The 19,588-nt window shown below is 71.2% G+C and carries 23 protein-coding genes; 9 read left to right on the top strand and 14 right to left on the bottom strand.

What is annotated here, in order from left to right; genetic code table 11:
- Window positions 1-25 precede the first annotated feature (25 nt).
- The 3 genes from ispF to ADK55_RS20650 form a co-directional block, all read right to left on the bottom strand.
- The gene (ispF, locus tag ADK55_RS20660; protein ID WP_053680836.1) at window positions 26-532 is read right to left on the bottom strand and encodes a 2-C-methyl-D-erythritol 2,4-cyclodiphosphate synthase; all 507 of its coding nucleotides are present in this window, start codon (window positions 530-532) and stop codon (window positions 26-28) included.
- A complete protein-coding gene (ispD, locus tag ADK55_RS20655) occupies window positions 522-1,268 on the bottom strand; it encodes a 2-C-methyl-D-erythritol 4-phosphate cytidylyltransferase (RefSeq protein ID WP_053680834.1) in 747 nt (248 codons plus the stop codon). Before ispD ends, ispF begins: the two co-directional genes overlap by 11 nt.
- 331 nt (window positions 1,269-1,599) lie before the next feature.
- Window positions 1,600-2,082: a CarD family transcriptional regulator gene (locus ADK55_RS20650; RefSeq protein ID WP_003953493.1), complete on the bottom strand. Its 483-nt coding sequence runs from the start codon at window positions 2,080-2,082 to the stop codon at window positions 1,600-1,602.
- 613 nt (window positions 2,083-2,695) lie between these two features.
- On the opposite strand from ADK55_RS20650, the gene ADK55_RS20645 reads away from it, so the two are divergent.
- On the top strand, window positions 2,696-3,373 hold the full coding sequence (locus ADK55_RS20645) for a hypothetical protein (RefSeq protein WP_053680832.1): 678 nt from the start codon (window positions 2,696-2,698) through the stop codon (window positions 3,371-3,373).
- A 113-nt stretch (window positions 3,374-3,486) separates the two neighbouring features.
- Here ADK55_RS20645 and ADK55_RS20640 read toward each other — a convergent pair whose 3' ends face one another.
- Both ADK55_RS20640 and ADK55_RS20635 read right to left on the bottom strand, forming a co-directional pair.
- Window positions 3,487-4,167, bottom strand: a complete 681-nt coding sequence (locus ADK55_RS20640) for a response regulator transcription factor (RefSeq protein WP_030009598.1) — start codon at window positions 4,165-4,167, stop codon at window positions 3,487-3,489.
- On the bottom strand, window positions 4,164-5,402 hold the full coding sequence (locus tag ADK55_RS20635; protein ID WP_053680830.1) for a sensor histidine kinase: 1,239 nt from the start codon (window positions 5,400-5,402) through the stop codon (window positions 4,164-4,166). The genes ADK55_RS20640 and ADK55_RS20635 overlap by 4 nt, the downstream gene beginning before the upstream one ends.
- Before the next feature lie 230 nt (window positions 5,403-5,632).
- Here ADK55_RS20635 and phoU point away from each other — a divergent pair, with 230 nt between their 5' ends.
- The 3 genes from phoU (at window position 5,633) to ADK55_RS20625 (ending at window position 7,280) form a co-directional block, all read left to right on the top strand.
- Complete coding sequence (phoU, locus tag ADK55_RS20630; RefSeq protein WP_053680829.1) at window positions 5,633-6,310, top strand: phosphate signaling complex protein PhoU; 678 nt, start codon at window positions 5,633-5,635, stop codon at window positions 6,308-6,310.
- Between the two features lie 197 nt (window positions 6,311-6,507).
- On the top strand, window positions 6,508-6,657 hold the full coding sequence (locus ADK55_RS39265) for a hypothetical protein (protein WP_199826583.1): 150 nt from the start codon (window positions 6,508-6,510) through the stop codon (window positions 6,655-6,657).
- Between the two features lie 425 nt (window positions 6,658-7,082).
- Entirely contained in the window at window positions 7,083-7,280 is a 198-nt protein-coding gene (locus ADK55_RS20625; protein WP_053680826.1) for a hypothetical protein, read from the top strand.
- A 69-nt stretch (window positions 7,281-7,349) separates the two neighbouring features.
- On the opposite strand, the gene ADK55_RS20620 is transcribed toward ADK55_RS20625, so the two are convergent.
- The 3 genes from ADK55_RS20620 to ADK55_RS20610 form a co-directional block, all read right to left on the bottom strand.
- Window positions 7,350-7,679 carry a hypothetical protein gene (locus ADK55_RS20620; protein ID WP_159041497.1) on the bottom strand — a complete coding sequence of 110 codons (330 nt, stop codon included), beginning with the start codon at window positions 7,677-7,679 and terminating at the stop codon, window positions 7,350-7,352.
- Between the two features lie 35 nt (window positions 7,680-7,714).
- The gene (locus ADK55_RS20615) at window positions 7,715-7,969 is read right to left on the bottom strand and encodes an NUDIX hydrolase (protein ID WP_063839574.1); all 255 of its coding nucleotides are present in this window, start codon (window positions 7,967-7,969) and stop codon (window positions 7,715-7,717) included.
- A 92-nt stretch (window positions 7,970-8,061) separates the two neighbouring features.
- Window positions 8,062-8,823, bottom strand: a complete 762-nt coding sequence (locus ADK55_RS20610) for a phosphoglyceromutase (RefSeq protein WP_053680821.1) — start codon at window positions 8,821-8,823, stop codon at window positions 8,062-8,064.
- Window positions 8,824-9,030: 207 nt separating this feature from the next.
- Between ADK55_RS20610 and ADK55_RS20605 the strand changes: the two genes are divergently transcribed.
- Complete coding sequence (locus ADK55_RS20605; protein WP_078999201.1) at window positions 9,031-10,371, top strand: MDR family MFS transporter; 1,341 nt, start codon at window positions 9,031-9,033, stop codon at window positions 10,369-10,371.
- Between the two features lie 46 nt (window positions 10,372-10,417).
- On the opposite strand, the gene ADK55_RS20600 is transcribed toward ADK55_RS20605, so the two are convergent.
- Both ADK55_RS20600 and mshA read right to left on the bottom strand, forming a co-directional pair.
- On the bottom strand, window positions 10,418-10,909 hold the full coding sequence (locus ADK55_RS20600) for a YbjN domain-containing protein (protein WP_053680868.1): 492 nt from the start codon (window positions 10,907-10,909) through the stop codon (window positions 10,418-10,420).
- Window positions 10,902-12,284 (bottom strand): D-inositol-3-phosphate glycosyltransferase, encoded by a 1,383-nt coding sequence (gene mshA, locus ADK55_RS20595; protein ID WP_053680819.1) that lies wholly within the window; start codon window positions 12,282-12,284, stop codon window positions 10,902-10,904. Before mshA ends, ADK55_RS20600 begins: the two co-directional genes overlap by 8 nt.
- Before the next feature lie 209 nt (window positions 12,285-12,493).
- Here mshA and ADK55_RS20590 point away from each other — a divergent pair, with 209 nt between their 5' ends.
- The 3 genes from ADK55_RS20590 to ADK55_RS20580 all read left to right on the top strand — a co-directional run bounded on the left by ADK55_RS20590 (window position 12,494) and on the right by ADK55_RS20580 (window position 16,362).
- Window positions 12,494-13,306: a class I SAM-dependent methyltransferase gene (locus tag ADK55_RS20590; protein ID WP_199826582.1), complete on the top strand. Its 813-nt coding sequence runs from the start codon at window positions 12,494-12,496 to the stop codon at window positions 13,304-13,306.
- 211 nt (window positions 13,307-13,517) lie between these two features.
- Window positions 13,518-14,618, top strand: a complete 1,101-nt coding sequence (locus tag ADK55_RS20585; RefSeq protein ID WP_053680814.1) for a C40 family peptidase — start codon at window positions 13,518-13,520, stop codon at window positions 14,616-14,618.
- Window positions 14,619-15,072: 454 nt separating this feature from the next.
- Window positions 15,073-16,362 (top strand): PP2C family protein-serine/threonine phosphatase, encoded by a 1,290-nt coding sequence (locus tag ADK55_RS20580; protein WP_053680812.1) that lies wholly within the window; start codon window positions 15,073-15,075, stop codon window positions 16,360-16,362.
- Between the two features lie 62 nt (window positions 16,363-16,424).
- On the opposite strand, the gene ADK55_RS20575 is transcribed toward ADK55_RS20580, so the two are convergent.
- The 3 genes from ADK55_RS20575 to ADK55_RS20565 all read right to left on the bottom strand — a co-directional run bounded on the left by ADK55_RS20575 (window position 16,425) and on the right by ADK55_RS20565 (window position 17,946).
- Window positions 16,425-16,763, bottom strand: coding sequence for a DUF2516 family protein (locus ADK55_RS20575; protein ID WP_053680866.1), 339 nt, complete (start codon window positions 16,761-16,763; stop codon window positions 16,425-16,427).
- Between the two features lie 140 nt (window positions 16,764-16,903).
- Window positions 16,904-17,506, bottom strand: coding sequence for a hypothetical protein (locus ADK55_RS20570; protein WP_053680864.1), 603 nt, complete (start codon window positions 17,504-17,506; stop codon window positions 16,904-16,906).
- 17 nt (window positions 17,507-17,523) lie between these two features.
- Window positions 17,524-17,946, bottom strand: a complete 423-nt coding sequence (locus ADK55_RS20565) for a helix-turn-helix domain-containing protein (RefSeq protein WP_053680811.1) — start codon at window positions 17,944-17,946, stop codon at window positions 17,524-17,526.
- Window positions 17,947-18,126: 180 nt separating this feature from the next.
- Between ADK55_RS20565 and ADK55_RS20560 the strand changes: the two genes are divergently transcribed.
- Window positions 18,127-18,579, top strand: coding sequence for a hypothetical protein (locus ADK55_RS20560; RefSeq protein ID WP_053680809.1), 453 nt, complete (start codon window positions 18,127-18,129; stop codon window positions 18,577-18,579).
- Window positions 18,580-18,639: 60 nt separating this feature from the next.
- On the opposite strand, the gene sigJ is transcribed toward ADK55_RS20560, so the two are convergent.
- The gene (gene sigJ, locus ADK55_RS20555; protein ID WP_078999199.1) at window positions 18,640-19,524 is read right to left on the bottom strand and encodes an RNA polymerase sigma factor SigJ; all 885 of its coding nucleotides are present in this window, start codon (window positions 19,522-19,524) and stop codon (window positions 18,640-18,642) included.
- Between the last annotated feature and the right edge of the window lie 64 nt (window positions 19,525-19,588).

Raw genomic sequence — 19,588 nt, 5'->3', positions numbered from 1 at the left:
GGCGCGAGACCCGGCGCGAACGCTCTCACTCGGGCGATTTCCCGGTGTTCGTCCGGTAGACGAGGGCCGTGGCGATGGCGGCGAGGCCCTCGGCCCGGCCGGTCAGGCCCAAGCCGTCGGTCGTGGTTCCGGACACGGCGACAGGGGCGCCCGCGGCGGCGGCGAGCGCCTTCTGTGCCTCTTCGCGCCGCCTGCCGATCTTCGGGCGGACGCCGATCACCTGGATCGCGATGTTGCCGATCTCGAAGCCCTCGGCCCGTACGATCCGGGCGGCCTCCGCCAGCAGGACGACGCCGGCGGCGCCGGACCACTCGGGGCGGGAGGTACCGAAGTGCGCGCCGAGGTCGCCGACACCGGCGGCCGAGAAGAGGGCGTCACAGGCCGCGTGGGCGGCGACGTCGCCGTCGGAGTGACCGGCGAGGCCGTCCTCCCCGTCCCACAGCAGGCCCGCGCACCACAGTTCGCGGCCGGTCTCGAAGGCGTGCACGTCGGTGCCGATGCCGACCTGCGGGATCAAGGGACTAGTAGGCATCGGTGGCCCTCCTGCGGGCGAGTACGGCCTCGGCGAGGACCAGGTCGAGCGGACGGGTGACCTTGAAGGCCTCTTCGTGGCCGGGCACCACCACGACGGTGACGCCCAGTTGTTCCACCATGCCGGCGTCGTCGGTCGCGCCCTCGCCCCGTACGGCGACCCGCTCGTGGGCCCGTACGAGAGTGGCGAGGTCGAAGCCCTGCGGGGTCTGCACGGCGCGCAGTCGGGCCCGGTCGGGCGTGGCGACCACCGGCTCGGGCTCGCCGGGCTTCCCGGGCTCGACCTCCTTGACGGTGTCGGCCAACGGCAGCGCCGGCACCACGGCGGGGGCACCCTGACGGACGGCCTCCACGACGGAGTCGACGGTGTCCACGGGTACCAGCGGCCGGGCCGCGTCGTGGATCAGCACGGCGCAGACGTCGGCCGGCAGGGCGTCGAGCCCGGCGCGCACGGACTCCTGGCGGGTCGCGCCGCCGGGCACCACGAGGACCTCGGTCCGCTCGGGCAGCGCGTGCTCGTCGAGCATGCGGCGCACCTCGGGCGCGTCGTCGGGCGGGGCGACGACCACGACGAGGGAGACCGCGCGGGAGCGGGCCATCGCGCGGACGGCGTGGATCAGCATGGGGATCCCGCCGAGGGTCCGCAGCGCCTTGGGGGCGCCGGGGCCGAGGCGCAGCCCGCGCCCGGCCGCCGGGATCACGGCGGCGGTGCGGGGGGTACGCGTTTCGTCAGACATCAGTAGCTCCGAGCCAGGTTTGTGACTTCGGCCGACATGGGTATGGCCTCAAGGGTGCCGGGTGCGACGCCCTCGCCCCTTCCGTGACGACCGGTCGAGCCGGCTGCCCGGACCCGGCACGCCAGTGAGATCCGCACCTCGGTGAGGGTTGCACCACAGTGTGAAAACCAGCAGGGTGGGCACCGCGGAGCGCGTTCCGTGGAACAAGCAGCGCAGGCAGTACGCACAAGCATGGGTACAGACATGCCGCAGCGCCCGGCGACAAGTTTCCTTGTCATCGGGCACCGCGGCACGACTGTGTACGACCGGTCGTGTAAGACCGGTGTTCGCGTCAGGACGCGAGAACCTCGTCGAGGAGAGCCTCGGCCTTGTCCTCGTTGGTGTTCTCGGCGAGCGCGAGTTCACTCACCAGGATCTGGCGCGCCTTGGCGAGCATGCGCTTCTCACCCGCGGAAAGCCCGCGCTCACGCTCACGACGCCACAGGTCACGCACGACTTCGGCGACCTTGATGACATCGCCAGAAGCGAGCTTCTCCAGATTTGCCTTGTAGCGCCGGGACCAGTTCGTCGGCTCTTCGGCATACGGTGCGCGAAGCACCTCGAAGACCCGGTCCAGCCCGTCCTGGCCGACTACGTCGCGAACACCGACGAACTCCGCATTGTCCGCAGGCACACGAACCGTCAGGTCGCCCTGGGCGACCTTGAGCACCAAGTAGGTCTTGTCCACGCCTTTGATCTGACGAGTCTCAATGGCCTCGATCAGCGCGGCCCCGTGATGGGGATAGACCACGGTGTCGCCAACCTTGAACGTCATGTGACAGGTACCCCTTCCGTGGCTATCCAGGGTAACACGAGAACGGACTGTTATGAATGGCGTTTTCGCAGGTCAGGGCACATCTCGGGGCTTGACAACAGCGAGGCGAACGTGCTGCGAAGGACTTCCGGAAGGGGGTATTCGCAGGTCGGAGGCGCTGTGCGGACCAGGAGAAACGGCCACGTTACACCTGACAGACGCCCCGTCCAGTGTGACGTACATCCCGTTTTGCCCGTTTCGGTAACCGAAAACCCGACTACTCCGTTCGACTGGCGGGCTGGTGTACGGGGCGGTTCCGGCCCAATCCCGAATTGATCATCGAGGGGTGTTCGAAGGAATCCCGGAATTGATCATCGAACGGCCGGCGCGCGATATGGGGAATGCGAGATCACGGGCGGATCCCCCGAAGATCGCGGGGTGATCGCGGAACCGGCGCAGGGCGGCCGGCGCGCTGCGGAGGGTCGGGTGCGGGGGCGGGGCGGCGGCTCGGTAACCTAAGCGCGCTGACACACCCTTAGGGCGGCTTTACCTCAGCCGCCCCAGGGGGAACCTCCCAGCGCACTGGCTGGGGGCGTCCACCCTCCGTCCGAACGTCCAAGGAGTTGCCGCCGCCGTGAGCCGCAGCCTTCGACGCGGCGCCCTCGCCGCTACCGCCGTCGTCTTCTCGATCGCTGCGCTCGCCGCATGCGGAGCGGGCAACAACGCCCAGACCCTCGAGATCAAGCCGGACAACGCCGCCATCACCAAGGGCGACATCAAGATCCAGAACGCCCTGGTGATCACCCAGAGCGAGCAGGACAAGAAGGGCCCGGCGGCCGTCTCGGCGACGGTCTTCAACACCGGCACCCAGGCGCAGACCCTTGACGGCATCACCCTCGCGGGTGGCAAGAGCAAGGTCGTCCTGAAGAACGCCGAGGGCGCGGGCAAGATCACCGTGCCTGCCGGCGGCTCCGTCGTCCTGGGCGGCACGGGCAACGCCTCCGCCGTGGTCGTGGGCGGCCGCGAGGCCGTCGAGGACGGAAACGTCCAGAAGGTCACCTTCCAGCTCAGCAGCACCGGCGACGTGGCGCTGGACGCCTTCGTCGTCCCGGCCGCGGGCATGTACGCGGGCTACGGCCCGACCGTGGCCCCGGCCGCCGCGCCGAGCCCGTCGGCCTCCCCGTCCGGTACCGTCTCCGGATCCCCCTCGGGCACCCCGTCCGGTGGCCCCTCCGGGTCCGCCGCGGGCACCCCGTCGGGCGCGACCTCGGGCAAGCCCTCGGGCTCCCCGTCGCAGAGCGCCGGGCACTGAGCCCCGGCCGTCACGACGCACGTACGGGAAGGGCCCCCGACCGCTCCGGCGGTCGGGGGCCCTTCCCGTTTCCCGTTGCGCGGTCCGACCCGGGTCGGGTCGGAGGCGCCGGCCTACGGCTCGAACTTGTAGCCGAGGCCGCGCACGGTGACCAGGTAGCGCGGGGCGCCCGGGTCCGGCTCGATCTTGGCGCGCAGGCGCTTGACGTGGACGTCGAGGGTCTTGGTGTCGCCGACGTAGTCGGCGCCCCAGACCCGGTCGATGAGCTGCATGCGGGTCAGTACGCGGCCCGCGTTGCGCAGCAGCATCTCCAACAGGTCGAACTCCTTGAGCGGGAGGTCCACCTTGCCGCCGGAGACCGTGACCACGTGCCGGTCGACGTCCATCCGTACCGGGCCGGCCTCCAGGGCCGCCGGGGTGACCTCCTCCGGCTCGCCGCGGCGCCGCAGCACCGCGCGGATGCGGGCGACCAGCTCCCGCGAGGAGAAGGGCTTGGTGACGTAGTCATCGGCTCCTATCTCCAACCCGACGACCTTGTCGATCTCGCTGTCCTTGGCGGTCACCATGATCACGGGGACGTTGGAACGGCCGCGCAGCTGCCGGCAGACCTCGGTGCCGGGCAGGCCGGGGAGCATCAGGTCGAGGAGGACGAGGTCGGCGCCGTTGCGCTCGAACTCGTCGAGCCCGTCGGGCCCGGTCGCGGCGATGGCGACCTCGAAGCCCTCCTTGCGGAGCATGTAGGACAGGGCGTCGCTGAAGGATTCCTCATCCTCGACGACGAGCACTCGGGTCACGGAAGGACCTCCGGGGCAGGGATGGCTGTTTCTGTTTCAAGCAGGGGTCGGGCGGGTGCGGGGGCCGTCGCAGGGGCCTGCGCGGCCGCTTCGGGCAGGCGCAGGGTGAACGTGGAGCCCTGGCCCTCGGAGCTCCACACCGACACCTCCCCGCCGTGCGATGCCGCCACGTGCTTCACGATCGCGAGACCCAGTCCGGTTCCTCCCGTGGCGCGGGAGCGGGCCGGGTCCACGCGGTAGAAGCGCTCGAAGACACGTTCGCGGTCCTTCTCCGGGATGCCGATGCCCTGGTCGGTCACGGCTATCTCGATCAAGTCTCCTCCCGGCGCGGTGACCCGGCGCGCGGCGATGCCGACGCGGGTCCGGGCCGGGCTGTAGTTGACGGCGTTCTCCACCAGGTTTCCGAGGGCCGCCGCCAGCTGCCCCCGATGTCCCCACACCCGCAGTTCGGCGGTGCCGCCGGCGGCCATGGTGATCTGCTTGGAGGTGGCCGTGTGCCGACAGCGGTCGATGGCCTCGGCCACGAGGGTGTCCACCCGCACGGGCTCGGCGTCCTCCAGGGCCTCGTCGTTCTGCACCCGGGAGAGGTCGATGAGCTCCTGTACGAGGTTGATCAGGCGGGTGGACTCGATCTGCATCCGGCCCGCGAAGCGGCTGACCGCCTCGGGGTCGTCGCAGGCGTCCATGACCGCCTCCGAGAGGAGGGAGATCGCCCCGACGGGGGTCTTCAGCTCGTGCGACACGTTCGCGACGAAGTCGCGGCGCACCGCCTCGATGCGGCGGGCCTCGGTGAGGTCCTCGACGAGCAGCAGCACCAGGCGGGAGCCGAGCGGCGCCACTCGGGCGGAGACCGCGAGGGCCTCGCCGCGGCCGGTGCCGCGGCGGGGCAGGTCCAGTTCGATCTGTCGTATCTCGCCGTCCCGGCGGGTGTCGCGCGCCATGTGGAGCATGGGTTCCACGGCGAGCTTGCCGCCGCGGACCAGCCCCAGCGCGTACGCCGCCGAGCTGGCCTTGACCACCGCGTCACCCTCGTCGAGGACGACGGCGGAGGAGCGGAGCACGGAGAGCACGGTGTCCACGCCGGGCGGGAGCACCGCGTTGATGTCGGGGCGCATGGAGCTCCGGGTGGGGCGGGCCTGGTCGCGCTCGCTCCAGCGGAACGCCAGCATCGCGATCACACCGGTGCAAAGACCGGCAATCGCTGCAGCTGCGGCGACCGCCGCGTTCACGTCCATGCACCCAGGTTAAGCAGGTGCAACGACACTTCCACAGCCGTTCGGGTGGCAGCTCGAACACTCGTCGCCCAGAGTTCACCCTGGCGACGGGGTTGATTCACTTGCGGTGCCGGAGTCGGACGCGTTCGAGGCCCACCGTGGCAACGTGAGGCAAGAAGCCACGCAGCGATAGGGCAGTAGTAGTAAGAGTCCGCGACATCAGCGGGCGAGCAGTCGAGAGAGGGACCACCATGCGCGACGCGTACCACGAGGAACTGGACTCGATCGGAGAAAGCCTGGTCGAGATGGCCCGGCTCGTCGGTTCCGCGATCGGGCGGGCCACGACCTCCATGCTCGACGCCGACCTGAAGCTGGCCGAGAGCGTCATCGCCGGGGACCAGAAGGTCGACGACCTCCAGCACGACCTGGAGGCGCGGGCCATCGCCCTGCTGGCCCGGCAGCAGCCGGTCGCCACCGACCTGCGCATCGTCGTGACCTCGCTGCGGATGAGCGCCGACCTGGAGCGCTCCGGCGACCTGGCGCAGCACGTGGCGAAGCTGGCGCGGCTGCGCTTCCCGGACACGGCGGTACCGCGTGACCTGCACGCGACCATCCTGGAGATGGGCCAGTTGGCGCAGCGCCTGATGGCGAAGGCGGCCGAGGTCATCATCACGAAGGACGTCGACCTGGCCCTCCAACTGGAGCAGGACGACGACGAGATGGACCAGTTGCACCGCACGCTGTTCCAGCACCTGATGGACGACCGCTGGAAGCACGGCATCGAGACGGCCGTCGACGTGACGCTGCTGGGCCGGTACTACGAGCGGTTCGCGGACCACGCGGTGTCGGTCGCGAAGCGCGTCGTGTACCTGGTGACGGGCGAACACGCGGACGAGCTCCAGCAGCCCACGCAGGTGGAGGGCATCTGACGCGTGTGACCGGCCGGACGGGGTCGGGGGCGGGGCGTCGTCGAGTCGGGGGCGGGGTGCCGTCTGGTCGGGGCGAGCCCCAATGCGCCGTTGACGCGCCGGTGCGGCTGGGCATGAATGAGGCGAAGGCACGAAGGCACGAAGGCACCACGCCGTACGACGACGACCTGTGCGCACGCCGCCTGCGAGGAGGATCCATGTCCGATTCCCCCGTCCCCATCACCCCGGAACACGAGCAGCCGCAGCCCCGGGAGCCGCTCCGCCTTCCGTTGCTCGCGGCCTGCGGGTGCGGCTCGGGCTGCGGCTGCGGCTGCCAGTCCGGCGCCCCCTGCCAGTGCGGCGGCTGACCCCGCCCGCCGGATCCACGTATGCGAGGGCCCCGTCCGACCCCGTCGGACGGGGTCCTTCGTGCACGCGAACTCCCTTGGCAGGGAGTCGAGTTCACTCGGATGCCATGTACGGATCCCCGTGTGCCCCAGGTTCGACGCGTGGACTTCTTCGCGCGCTTCTGGTGGGTCTTCGCGCTGTTCGGTGTTCGCCGGTGTGGCCACGGTCGCCTCGGTGAGAGGGTTCGTGCGCGAAGGGGCCGATCCCGACCCGGTGGACAGGTGTCCCGCTTCTCCCTGCGCCGCCGCTCCGCCTCGGACCGCCACAGGCCGTGAGGCCAGGGGGCGACGCCCTGCCCCGCGGACTGCCCGGCGGACTGCCCGGCGGGCCCCGCACCCCCGAATCTCGGCTGCGCTCCACCACTTCCGCATGCGATCTTGCCCGCATGAAGGAAAACGTCCCGGCGCCACTGACCATCGCCGACAGTGAGATCCTCGCGGGCCGCACCATCTCCGCGATCAAGACCATCCACGAGCACCTCGGACGCTCCCTCCAGGAAGCCGTCCTGGTCTACCACGACCGATGTGATGTCCTCCGGCGCGAACAGCCCGACGCGTTCGCCGTGGCGCTCGACGACCACTGAACGGGCTTGCACGGCACGCGGAGCGGGCCGAAGGCGCGAGCGTCGCCGCCGAGCGGGTCCGGGAAACCCTCAGGGCCCGGTCTCGGCACGGAACTCGTCGAGGAGCTCGAAGAACAACTCCACGGCCGGCGTGCCCGCCGCTTCGGCTGCTCGCTCGATCTCCACCGCCCAGCCCAGGGCGCTTGGGTACCGCATGTCGAGCCGAGGCCACAACCATTCGCCGAAGGGGCCGAAGTGCTCGAAGATCCCCATGCTTGGTGCGCCGTGTACCTCGGTGGCGACGCGGTACCCGTAGAGGATCGATTGGAGATCCCGGAGCGGGAAGGGGGGACGCAGGTGCATGCCCGGTCGTAGGCGTACCTCATCCAGGAAGTCGTGGACGTCGTGCAGCTCGCTCAACTTTCGCGGCGCACCTCCCGCCGCGGGCGAGGACGTCATACGGAGGTTCCCGTCGGGCGCCTGCCGTCATGGCTGCGGACGTGGGGGCCCGCACCGTCCAGGGCGTCCGGGAGCCGGACCGCGTAGACCTCCGGGGACTCGCTGACTTCGAGGACTCCGCCCGGCAGTTCCCACGTCCCGCTGTCCGCGCGACGGATCGCCAGGAGCCGGCCGTCCTCGCGCGGCACCGCCCCGGCCACGGACACGGAGTGCGGTGCCTCTGACTTGCCCTGCGGAGAACTCGTACTCATGTGCGGGAGCTTAGGAGGAAGAGGGGGCCGTACGACGAGAAACCCCCCGTCCGCCGGGAAACGGCGGACGGGGGGCTGTTCGTGGCTTGGGACTACTTCTTCTTGCCCTGGTTCTTGACGGCCTCGATGGCGGCCGCGGCGGCGGCCGGGTCGAGGTAGGTGCCGCCCGGGTTGAGGGGCTTGAACTCGGCGTCCAGCTCGTAGGCGAGCGGGATGCCGGTCGGGATGTTGAGGCCCGCGATGTCCTCGTCGGAGATGCCGTCCAGGTGCTTGACCAGGGCGCGCAGCGAGTTGCCGTGCGCGGCGACCAGGACGGTGCGGCCGGCGAGCAGGTCCGGGACGATGCCGTCGTACCAGTACGGCAGCATGCGGACGACGACGTCCTTGAGGCACTCGGTCTTCGGGCGCAGCTCCGGCGGGATGGTCGCGTAGCGCGGGTCCTCGGACTGCGAGTACTCCGTGCCGTCCTGGAGGGCCGGCGGCGGGGTGTCGTACGAGCGGCGCCACAGCATGAACTGCTCCTCGCCGAACTCGGCGAGGGTCTGGGCCTTGTCCTTGCCCTGGAGGGCGCCGTAGTGGCGCTCGTTCAGGCGCCAGGAGCGGTGGACGGGGATCCAGTGACGGTCGGCTGCCTCGAGCGCCATCTGCGCGGTGCGGATCGCGCGCTTCTGGAGCGAGGTGTGCACGACGTCGGGGAGCAGGCCGGCGTCCTTGAGCAGCTCACCGCCGCGGACCGCCTCCTTCTCGCCCTTCTCGTTGAGATTGACGTCCACCCAGCCGGTGAACAGGTTCTTCGCGTTCCACTCGCTCTCGCCGTGGCGGAGGAGGATCAGCTTGTACGGTGCGTCGGCCATGCGTACGAGCCTAATGGACGCCCCGGGGCGCTCGCGCGCGGTGTCCAGGGGGCTCGGGGGGCTTTCGTACGGGCCGCGGGGACCCGCTCGTTCGGTACTCGGGAGGGGGTCGTTTGACGTTCGGCGTCAATTGACTGGCGGGGCACCACGGACGTTCGTAGCATGCGGAAAGCCGTAGAGACACTTACATATCCTGGGGGAATCCGTATGTTCACAGGCCGTTTGACGCGGATTGCCCGGGAAAGCGTGGGGGGTCTTCCGCGCGCGTTCTGGTGGCTGTGGACGAGCACCCTCGTCAACCGGCTCGGGGCGTTCGTCGCGACGTTCATGACGTTGTACCTGACCTTGGAGCGGGGCTACTCGGGCTCGTTCGCCGGTCTGGTGGTGGCCCTGCACGGGCTGGGCGGTGTGGTGTCCTCGCTGGTCGCGGGGGTGATGACCGACCGGCTGGGACGGCGGCCGACGCTGGTGGCGGCGCAGGCGTCTACGGCGTTCTCGGTGGCACTGCTCGGCTGCATGGAACACCCGGCGGCGATTGCCGCGGTGGCCCTGCTGGTGGGCATGACCTCGAACGCCTCGCGCCCGGCGGTGCAGGCGATGATGGCGGACCTCGCGCGGCCGGAGGACCGGGTCCGGGCCTTCGCGCTGAACTACTGGGCGATCAACCTGGGCTTCGCCGTGTCCGCGACGGTGGCGGGGTTCATCGCCGAGTACAGCTACCTCGCCGGGTTCCTGGGCGAGGCCGCGCTGACCCTGGTGTGCGCGGTGCTGGTGTTCGTGAAGCTGCCCGAGTCCCGGCCGGAGAAGAGCGCCGCGGAGAAGGCGGCGGCCGAGCCGGAGATCGGGATGGGGACGGTGCTGCGGGACGGCCGGTTCATGGGTGTGGTCGGGCTGTCGTTCCTGATCTCGCTGATCTTCATGCAGGGCTCGTTCGGACTGCCGCTGGCCATGGGCGAGGCCGGATTCTCGACGGGTGACTACGGGCTCGTCATCGCCGTGAACGGGGTGCTGATCGTGTTGCTCCAGATCCCGGTCACCCGGTTCATCGAGCACCGGGATCCGCAGATGCTGCTGGTCCTGTCGGCGCTGCTGGCCGGGTACGGGTTCGCGCTGACGGCCTTCGGCGGGGCCGTGTGGAGCCTGGGGTTGGCCGTGTGCGTGTGGACGCTGGCCGAGATCGTGAACTCGCCGACGCAGATGGGGCTGGTCGCCCGACTGTCCCCGCTGCACGGCCGGGGCCGCTACCAGGGCATGTACACGTTGTCCTGGGCCGTGGCCTCGCTGGTGGCGCCCCTGATGGCGGGGTTCACGATCGACCGGTTCGGCGCTTCCTGGCTGTGGGCCGGCACCGCCGGTCTGGGCACGGTGGCGGCGCTGGGCTACTGGCTGCTGATGCGCAACCTGCCCGAGGTCGGCGAGTCGGCGGCGCCGGCGGTCGCCGTGGTCGAGGCCCCGGTCCCGGCCCAGGTGCCGGCGGCCCAGCCCGCCGGGGTGGTCCAGGCGCCGACGCCGGAGCGGACGCCGGCCGCGACCCCGGCCGAACTCTGACGCGGCCTTCCGCGCGAAGGCTCGGCCTTCCGCGCGAAGGCTCGGGTCAGGTGCCCGCCGGGCGGGTCAGGTGCTTGAAGGCGTCGAGGTTGTAGGTCGGTTCGCCGCGGGAGACCCGCCATTCGTACTCGCGGCGGATGGCGCTCGCGAAGCCGAGTTCCAGCAGGGTGTTGAAGGCGCCGTCCGCCGCCTCCAGGACGGTGCCCAGGAGTCGGTCCAGGTCGTCCGGGGTGACCACGGTCAGCGGCAGTCGGGCCGTCAGGTACACGTCGCCGAGGCGGTCGACGGCGTAGGCCATCCCGTACAGCTTGAGGTTGCGTTCCAGCAGCCAGCGGTGGACGCCCGCCTCGTTCTCGTCGGGGTGCCTGATGACGAAGGCGTTGACCGACAGGGAGTGCTTGCCGACGCGCAGCGAGCAGGTCGTGGAGAGCTTGCGGGTGCCGGGGAGCTGGACGACGTACGTGCCCGGGTCCGGGTTCTCCCAGCTCAGCTCGGCGCCGTTCAGCGTGGCTTCGATGATCTCGGCGGTGTCAGCCATGGTGGGAGCGTACGCGACGGCGATGATCATGCATGGCCGCGGTGTAGACGTCGGCGGTGCCCGCCGCCGCGGTGTCCCAGCCGAAGAACTGCGCGTGCCGGGCCGCCTCGCCGCCCATCCGGTCCGTGAGCCCGGGGTCGTCCACGAAACGCCGCAGCTCACGGGCGTAGTCCACCGGGTCGTGGCCGGGTACGAGGATGCCCGTGACCCCGTCGTTGACGGCCACCGGCAGGCCGCCGACCTCGGCGGCCAGGACGGGCGTGCCCGTGGCCTGGGCCTCCAGGGCGACGAGCCCGAAGGATTCGTTGTAGGAGGGCATGACCAGCACGGAGGCCGCGCGGAACCAGTCCGCGAGCCGGTCCTGCGCGACCGGCGGCTGGAAGTGCACGAGGTCCGCGATGCCGAGTTTCGCCGCGAGCTTCTGGAGCCCCTCCGGTTTGGCGAGCCCACTGCCGCTCGGCCCGCCGACGACGGGAACGAAGAGCCGCCTGCGCAGCGTCGGGTCCCGGTCCACCAGCTCCGCGACGGCCCGCAGCAGGACGTCGGGGGCCTTGAGGGGCTGGATGCGGCCCGCGAAGAGGGGGATGACGGCTTCCCGGGGCAGCCCGAGGCGGGCGCGGGCGGCGGCGCGGCCGTCGCCGACGGTGAACCGGTCGAGGTTCACCCCGGGGTGGACGACGGCCACCTTCCCGGGGTCGGCCTCGTAGTGCCGTACGAGTTCGTCCGCCTCCTCGGCGGTGTTCGCGATCAGCCGGTCGGCGGCGGAGACGATCTGGGTCTCGCCGATGACGCGGGCGGCCGGTTCGGGCGTGTCGCCCTCGGCCAGCGCCGCGTTCTTGACCTTGGCCATGGTGTGCATGGCGTGGACGAGGGGCACGCCCCAGCGTTCGGCGGCGAGCCAGCCGACGTGGCCGGAGAGCCAGTAATGGGAGTGGACGAGGTCGTAGTAGCCGGGGCGGTGCCCGGCCCAGGCCTGCATCACACCGTGGGTGAAGGCGCACAGCTGCGCCGGCAGCTCCTCCTTGGCGAGGCCCTCGTACGGGCCCGCGTCCACGTGTCGTACGAGGACGCCAGGGGCCAGCTCGACGGCCGGCGGAAGCCCTCCGGTGGTGGCCCGGGTGAAGATCTCGACCTCGATGTTGATCGCGGCGAGGCGCTTGGCGAGCTCGACGATGTACACGTTCATCCCGCCCGCGTCGCCGGTCCCCGGCTGGTGCAGCGGTGAGGTGTGCACGCTGAGCATGGCGACGCGGCGCGGCTTGCGGTGGTGGCCGACGGCCGGGAGGCGCAGGCGCGGCGGGTCGTGACGGGTGCTGCGGGCGGCGGCTATCCGACCGCTGATGCTGCCGCCGAGGCGGGACACGTACTGGCTCAAGGGAGCAGTTCCTCTCGCTCGGACGACTCGGGCGACTCGTACGACGCGTACACCGGGTGCCGCGCGGACGGCATGGCGAACGGAGCGCGGGCGGCGCTCTTCCAGCAGTGCAACCCGGACGGCGGTGCCCCGCATTCCGGGGGGCACCGTTTTCCTCGGTCGTTTGCCGGATTTTTATGTTGGGTGTGTGCTCCGCATACGCTCGGCGCATGGCCTCCCGCAGCACCCCGCCGCCCCCGAGACGCCCCGTGGGCACCGTGACGCGCGGGACCACGAACCCGAATCGTCTGCGCCGCATGGACCGCTGGATCGCGGCGACGCACGGGGCGGCGCTGCGGCGGGCGACGGCTCCCGTCGCGGTCGACCTGGGTTACGGGGCGGCGCCGTGGACGGCGGTGGAACTGCTGGCGCGGCTGCGCGCCGCGGCCCCCGCCGTGCGGGTGGTCGGCATCGAGATCGAGCCGGCCCGGGTGGCGGGTGCCAAGCCGTACGAACGGGAGGGCCTGACCTTCCGGCACGGCGGCTTCGAGGTGCCCCTGGACGGCGGCGAGGCACCGATGCTGATCCGCGCCGCGAACGTGCTGCGCCAGTACGACGAGGAGCGGGTCGAGGAGGTGTGGCGGCTGCTGTGCGCCCGGCTGTCCCCCGGCGGGCTGCTCGTCGAGGGGACCTGCGACGAGATCGGGCGCAGGCACGTGTGGGTCGCGCTCGGTCCGCAGGGGCCGCGCACGGTGACGTTCGCGACCCGGCTGGGGTCGCTGGAGCGGCCGTCGGACCTGGCCGAGCGGCTGCCGAAGGCGTTGATCCACCGGAACGTCCCGGGTGAGCCGGTGCACGCGTTCCTGCGCGACTTCGACCGGGCGTGGGCGGCGGCGGCCCCGTACGCCTCGTACGGGGCGCGGCAGCGCTGGATCCGCACGGCCCGGGCCCTGGCCGGGACTTGGCCGCTGGCGGACGGGCCGGTGCGGTGGAGGCAGGGGGAACTGACGGTGCGTTGGGAGGCGTTGCGCCCGACGGGGTGAACCTCGCGTGTCGGGGAACCCGCGCCCGGAGCGGCCCGTTGAGTCGTCAGGGGCGGGCGTGACGTGGCCGGTGATGATCAGGGGGGCATCCGCAAGGGTGTCGGAATTCACGGACTCGTGGCACCATCCCGAAGGCAGTGCCAAGTTACTGATGAATAGTCAGATCTGGTGTGGGATGACATCGGTCTGACGCGGGGCACCTGGGGGGACCATGGGGACCGTGAAGCGAGCGCACCGACGGGGCGCATCCGCTCTCACGCTGTTGTGCGCGATGGCGATATTGACGGCCCCGGGCCTCGGACTCTCGGGGACGGCGCACGCGGCACCCGCCGCTCCCTCCGTGCCCGGAGCGCCGGCGGCGCCCACGCCCGAACCGGGAGCCAAGTCCCTGGAGCAGATCCGCAAGGAGATAGAGGATCTGTACCGCCAGGCCGGAAGCGCCACGGACGCCTACAACCTCGCGGAGAGCGAGACGAAGGTCCAGTCGGAGCGGATCGTCCAGATCGCGCAGTTGATCGTGGCCGGCCGCGAGCGGATCAGCGGGCTGAAGGACCGGGCCGGCGCCGCCGCCCGCGCCCAGTACCGCTCGGGCGGACTGCCGGCGGGCGCGCGGCTGGTGCTGAGCGACAGTCCGAGCCAGTTCCTGGACTCCAAAAACCGGCTGCGGCAGGGCGAGAAGGCCACCACGGACCTGCTGACCGAGCTCGACCGCACCCAGCACGACCTCCAGCGGTACGCGAAGGACGCGAGCACGGTCTGGCAGAAGCTGGAGACGAACCGGGTCGAGCGGGAGAAGTCCAAGAAGCGGATCGAAGAGAAGATCAAGGCCGCGCAGGACCTGGAGAGCAAGCTGGAGGCCGAGGAGAAGGCCCGGCTGCTCCAGCTGGAGCAGGAAGCCCAGTACAAGGCGCAGACGCAGTGGCTGTCGTCCGGCGCGATGAAGGACGTCAGCGGCAAGGCGACGGACGCGGGCAAGAGGGCGGTCCAGTTCGCCACGGCCCAGGTGGGCAAGCCGTACGAGTGGGGCGCCACGGGCCCGGGGTCCTTCGACTGCTCGGGCCTGACCTCACAGGCCTGGCTGGCGGCGGGGAAGGCGATCCCGCGGACCTCGCAGGAGCAGTTGCGGCTGCGGAAGGTCGCCGTGAAGGACATGCGGCCGGGCGATCTGATCATCTACTTCGACGACGCGAGCCATGTCGGGATGTACGTCGGGGACGGGGCCATGGTCCACGCGCCACGACCCGGCCGCGACGTGACGATGGCGGGCGCGGGCTCGATGCCGATCAAGGCGGTCGTCCGCCCGGACGCGTAGCCGCGCAGCGGCCGGTCCATGGGGTGGCGGGGTTCTCGCCGGCCCGATCCGGGCGGGGCCGTGGGCGTGTGACGCGCGGCCCACGGTGCCCGGCGGCCCGGTGGGTCCGGGGTCGGGCTTCCGACGGGTACCGGGCCGGGCCCCCGGAGCGGGCTCCCGGAGCGGGCTCCGCTTCCCACTCCGGGCCTGGTCCCCCTGGCGGGGACCCCCGCGGGGGTCGGTTTCGCCCGGTGCGCGTGGTGAAGCCCACATCGGGTCATCTCGGCAGCCGGGACTTCGGTCCTCCCACCGTGAGCTTGGTCATCCCATCAGCCCGCATTTCCCCCGCGATAACGGCATATGACGGAGGCCCTCCCCGGGACCTCCACCGGACCGCCATTCCGCTCCCCCGTTCCGGCCCGCTAGGGTCGAGCGCATGAGCGCACCCTCGGGGGGAGGGAAGGAACCGGAGACGATGCCCCTACCCATACCGCGGCAGAGGGAGAACCTCGCCACGGAGGGCGGCCAGGCCCTGTTGGCCACCGCCGTCGAGCACGTCCCGACCACCATCCCGGTCCCCGTACCCGCGCAGACGTCCCTGACCCTCCTGGTCATCGAGGACGATCCCGCGGGCGGCCTCACCGTGCCCGAGATACTGGACGCCGACGGCCATCGCATACGACTGCGCACCGCCCGCAACCTCACCGAGGCCACCCGGCTGCTCACTCCCGACGTGCACTGCATCCTGCTGGACCTGTCGCTCGCCAACCCGGGACCCGGTACCGCCGACGACCGGTTCGCCACGCTCCGCGAGGTCCTGCGGCTCGCCCCGCGTCACGCCGTGCTGGTGCTGACCGCCGAGGCGGACGCGGAGCACGCCGCCGAGGCGGTACGGGTGGGCGCCCAGGACTACCTCTTCCGCGACGAGCTCGACGGCCGGCTGCTGAGCCGGGCCATCCGCTACGCCGTGGAGAGAAAGCGCGCCGACATAGCCCAGTACAAGCTCGCGGAATCGAAACTCCGGGCCCAGGAGAACGCCCGCCTGGAACGCGGACTGCTCCCGAACCCCCTTCTGGAGGGTTCCGACCTCCGCTTCGCCGCCCGCTACCGGCCCGGCCGCAGCCGGGCCCTGCTCGGCGGGGACTTCTACGACACGGTCCGCACCCCGGACGGCACCGTGCACGCGATGATCGGCGACGTCTGCGGCCACGGCCCCGACGAGGCCGCCCTCGGTGTCGAGCTGCGCATCGCCTGGCGGGCGCTGACCCTCGCGGGACTGTGCGGGGACGATCTGTTGGCCACGCTCCAGGAGGTGCTGGAGGTGGAGCGCCCCTGCGAGGAGATCTTCGCGACGCTGTGCACCGTGGACATCGCCCCGGACGGTCGGCGCGCCGGCCTCTGCCTGGCCGGTCATCCGGCGCCGCTGATCTCCAGGCCGGGTCGGGCCGCGCGGCTCCTCCCGTACGAGAACAGCGGGCCGGCGCTCGGACTGCTCCCCAAGGCCCGCTGGCCCCGCCGCCAGGTCGAGCTGGGCGGGACCTGGAGCCTCATGCTCTACACCGACGGCCTCATCGAGGGGAAGATCGGCCAGGGCAAGGAACGGCTCGGACAGGACGGAATGATCGAGATGATCAACCGGCATCTGGATCAGGGGCTGAGCGGCGAGAGCCTGTTGGAGGCTTCCGTCACAGAGGCCCGGCGCCTCAACGGCGGCGAGCTGACCGACGACGTCGCCGTGGTCCTGCTCTCCCGCGCGGAGGGCTGAGCCCGGCGCACGGCGCCGGGCCCACCACCGGGACCCCCGGCCGGGAGTTCCTGCGAGAGTGCTTATCGGCCGCCGTTGTACGGACCGTACGGACCGTCGCTGCTGCTGCCGCCGCTGCGCCGACCGCCGCCCGACACCTGCTTCAGGGCAGGTCGAACGTCGACCATGAAGACGATGGAGGCCACCAGGCCGGCGATCTGCAGGAACAGCATCCCGAGGAAGAAGTCCACGAGGATCGTGATGCCGAGGATGACCAGCCAGAAGGTCTTGGTCTTCTTGTCGGCCGCCCGGTAGGCGTCGTCGCGCGCCATCAGCGCCAACACGAAGGCCACGACGGCGAGCGCCAGCATGGCGTATCCGAGCAACGGGATGACCCCGTTGTCGAAACCGTTCATCAACATCGCCTCGACCACCTTCTTCCGCGTCTGATGCCTTCGCCCCCACGCTACCGGGGGAAGCGGCCCTCACCCATGACAACGGACCGGACACCTTCCCGGTGCCCGGTCCGTCGCCTGTCCGATCGGCTCTGTCGCCGGTCGCGTCAGCTCTTGTCGCCGGTCGCGGCGACCGTCTTCTTCGCGGTGCTCTTGCGCGCCGTGGTCTTCCGGGCGGACGGCTTCTCCTCGGCGGAGGCGGAGGCGTCTGCGGGGGCATCGGCGGAGGCGTCGGCGGCCACCGGCTCGGCGGCCGGCTCCGACTTCGCGGGCGCCGCCGGCTCCACGACCTCGGCGATGTCGACGATCTCGTCGGTCAGCTCGCCGCGCCAGGCGCGTACGGCCTGCTCGCCGTGCTCGGCGACCTTGTCGTACGTCTCCTTGGCGCGCACCGCGTACTCGGCGGCCACGCCCACACCGCGAAGGGCCAGGTCCTGGGCGGTCTCGCCCAGCTTCTTCGGGTCGATCGCCCCGAAGACCTCGGCGACCTTGGCGGTGACCGCCTCCTGCGCCCCCTTGGCCCTCTCCTGGACGACCTTCGGGTCGGTGTTCTTCACGGCCTCGATGCGTGCGGGGGCCTCGGCGCGCAGCTGCTCGATGAACCCGGGCACCTTCTTGGCCTGCTGCACCGCGAGGTCGGCGGTGCCGGCGGCGAAGTAGAGCGGGGTCGGGTCGGTGAGGGTCTTCTTCAGGTCATCGGCGATGGCCATGTGCTGGTCCTCCCGGATCACAGTCGGTTCGTATGGGGCGGCTCGTCGTCGGCATCGATCGCGGCGTCGACCGCGGCGTCGGCGGCTGCCGCGGCCGGCGCGTTCTCCTTGCGGAACGAGTCGTAGATCTGGAGCAGCACCTGCTTCTGCCGCTCGTTGAGGGACGGGTCGGCGAGGATGACGGCCCGCGTCTCGACCTCGTCCCGATCCCGCTCGTCCAGGATTCCGGCCTGCACGTACAGCGTCTCCGCGGAGATCCGCAGCGCCTTGGCCAGTTGCTGGAGGATGTCCGCGCTCGGCTTGCGCAGCCCGCGCTCGATCTGGCTCAGGTACGGGTTCGACACCCCTGCGGCGTCGGCCAGTTGCCGCAGCGAAAGCTGGGCCTGTCGCCGTTGCTCACGGAGGTACTCGCCGAGGTTCCCGACGTTGAGCGATGCCATGCCCCGATCCTGCCGCACGTTGCTAACTATTGCAAGCAGACGCTTGCAATAACTCCCGCTCCGTGAGGGGCGACACCTGCCACTGCGGCTTCGCCTTCCCCGAAGAGCCCCGGACGACACTCGGCCGGGCTTCGGGGACGATCCGCCGGCAGGGTCGCGCGCATGTGGGTGGAAGGGGAAGTGGAACTGGACAGGATCAACCGGGCTGCGCTGAAGCACAATTACGGGTCCGCCGAGGACGTTCCCGCACTGCTCCGCCGATGCGCGGGTCCGGATCGGGACGACGCGGACGGCGCCTCGGACGAACTGCTCAATCTGCTCTTCCACCAGGGTGGCCGGGTCTGTTCCGCCGCCTCGGCCGCTCTGCCCTTCGTACTCCGTCTGGCTGCGACACCGCGGGTTCCGAGCCGCCGCGCGATGCTGGAACTCGTGGCGATGCAGGCGGCGGAAGCCGGTCGCGCCGATGCCCGGTTCCTCGATCCCGGCTGGTCTGCGGCGTGGACACAGGCCCTGCCCGAGTTTGCGGGCCCGCTGGACGATCCCGAGCCGAAGATCCGACGGGCCGCGGCCGACGTACTCGGTGTCTGCGACGGCCCCGGCGAGCTGCTCGGCGCCTGCGGCCTGTCCGCGTGAGGTGCGCCGCGCCCCGGCCGGGGCGCGTCCGCGCGCATGCCCCGGCCGGGGACCCGTGACTCAGAGGTCGAGGGCGCTCAGGTCGAGCTCCTTCAGGCGTTCCGGGTCGGCCAGGACGTCGATGGCGACGATCCTGCCTCCGACGACCGTGAAGGCCATCACCGACAGGCGGCGGCCGTCCATCACCACCATGACGCCGGCGGTCCCGTTGATCAGCGCGGGGCGGGCGAACGGCGACAGGGAACCGAAGGTGATCGCCTGCGAGGCCACCGTGCGGGCGCCGTTGAACACCAGCGTGTGGCGGGCGCGCGTCACGCCGCCGTCGGAGCGCAGGACCACGTCGGGGTCGAGCACCGAGACGAGCGCCTCGAAGTCGCCGTCCCGCGCCGCGGCGAAGAAGGCGCCGACCACCTGGCGCTGGAGTGCGAGGTCCGGGTCGGGGGCCGGGGCCCTGCCGCGCACCCGGCGGCGGGCCCGACTCGCGAGCTGCCGGGTCGCGGCCGGGGTCTTCTCGATCATCGGGGCGATCTCGTCGAAGGGCACCGCGAACATGTCGTGCAGGACGAACGCGAGCCGCTCGGCCGGCGCCAGCGATTCGAGGACGACCAGCAGCGCCAGGCCCAGGGAGTCCGCCAACAGGGCCTGCTGTTCCGGGTGGAGACCGTCCTCGCCGCTGATGACCGGGTCGGGTGTCCGGAACTCCAACGGATCCTCGCGGCGGGTCGCCCGGGAACGCAGCATGTTCAGGCACACCCGGCCGACAACCGTGGTCAGCCAGGCCGCCATGTTCTCGATGGCGTCCGCGTCCGTGCCGTCCAGACGCAACCAGGCCTCCTGGACCGCGTCGTCGGCCTCACTGACCGAGCCGAGCATCCGGTAGGCCACCGCCCTCAGCCTGGGCCTGTGCTCCTCGAACCGATCCGCCCGCCATGCCCCGTGGTCCACCGCGCGTCCCCTCCCCCATGTGGTCCGGCCCGCACCCGTCCGTCGACTCCCCTGGAACGGTGGG

Source organism: Streptomyces sp. WM4235 (genome assembly GCF_001279725.1).
In the GTDB taxonomy this organism is placed as follows: Bacteria; Actinomycetota; Actinomycetes; order Streptomycetales; family Streptomycetaceae; genus Streptomyces.
The sequence above is the reverse complement of the archived record's forward strand: the minus strand, read 5'-3'. Positions and strand labels throughout refer to the sequence as shown.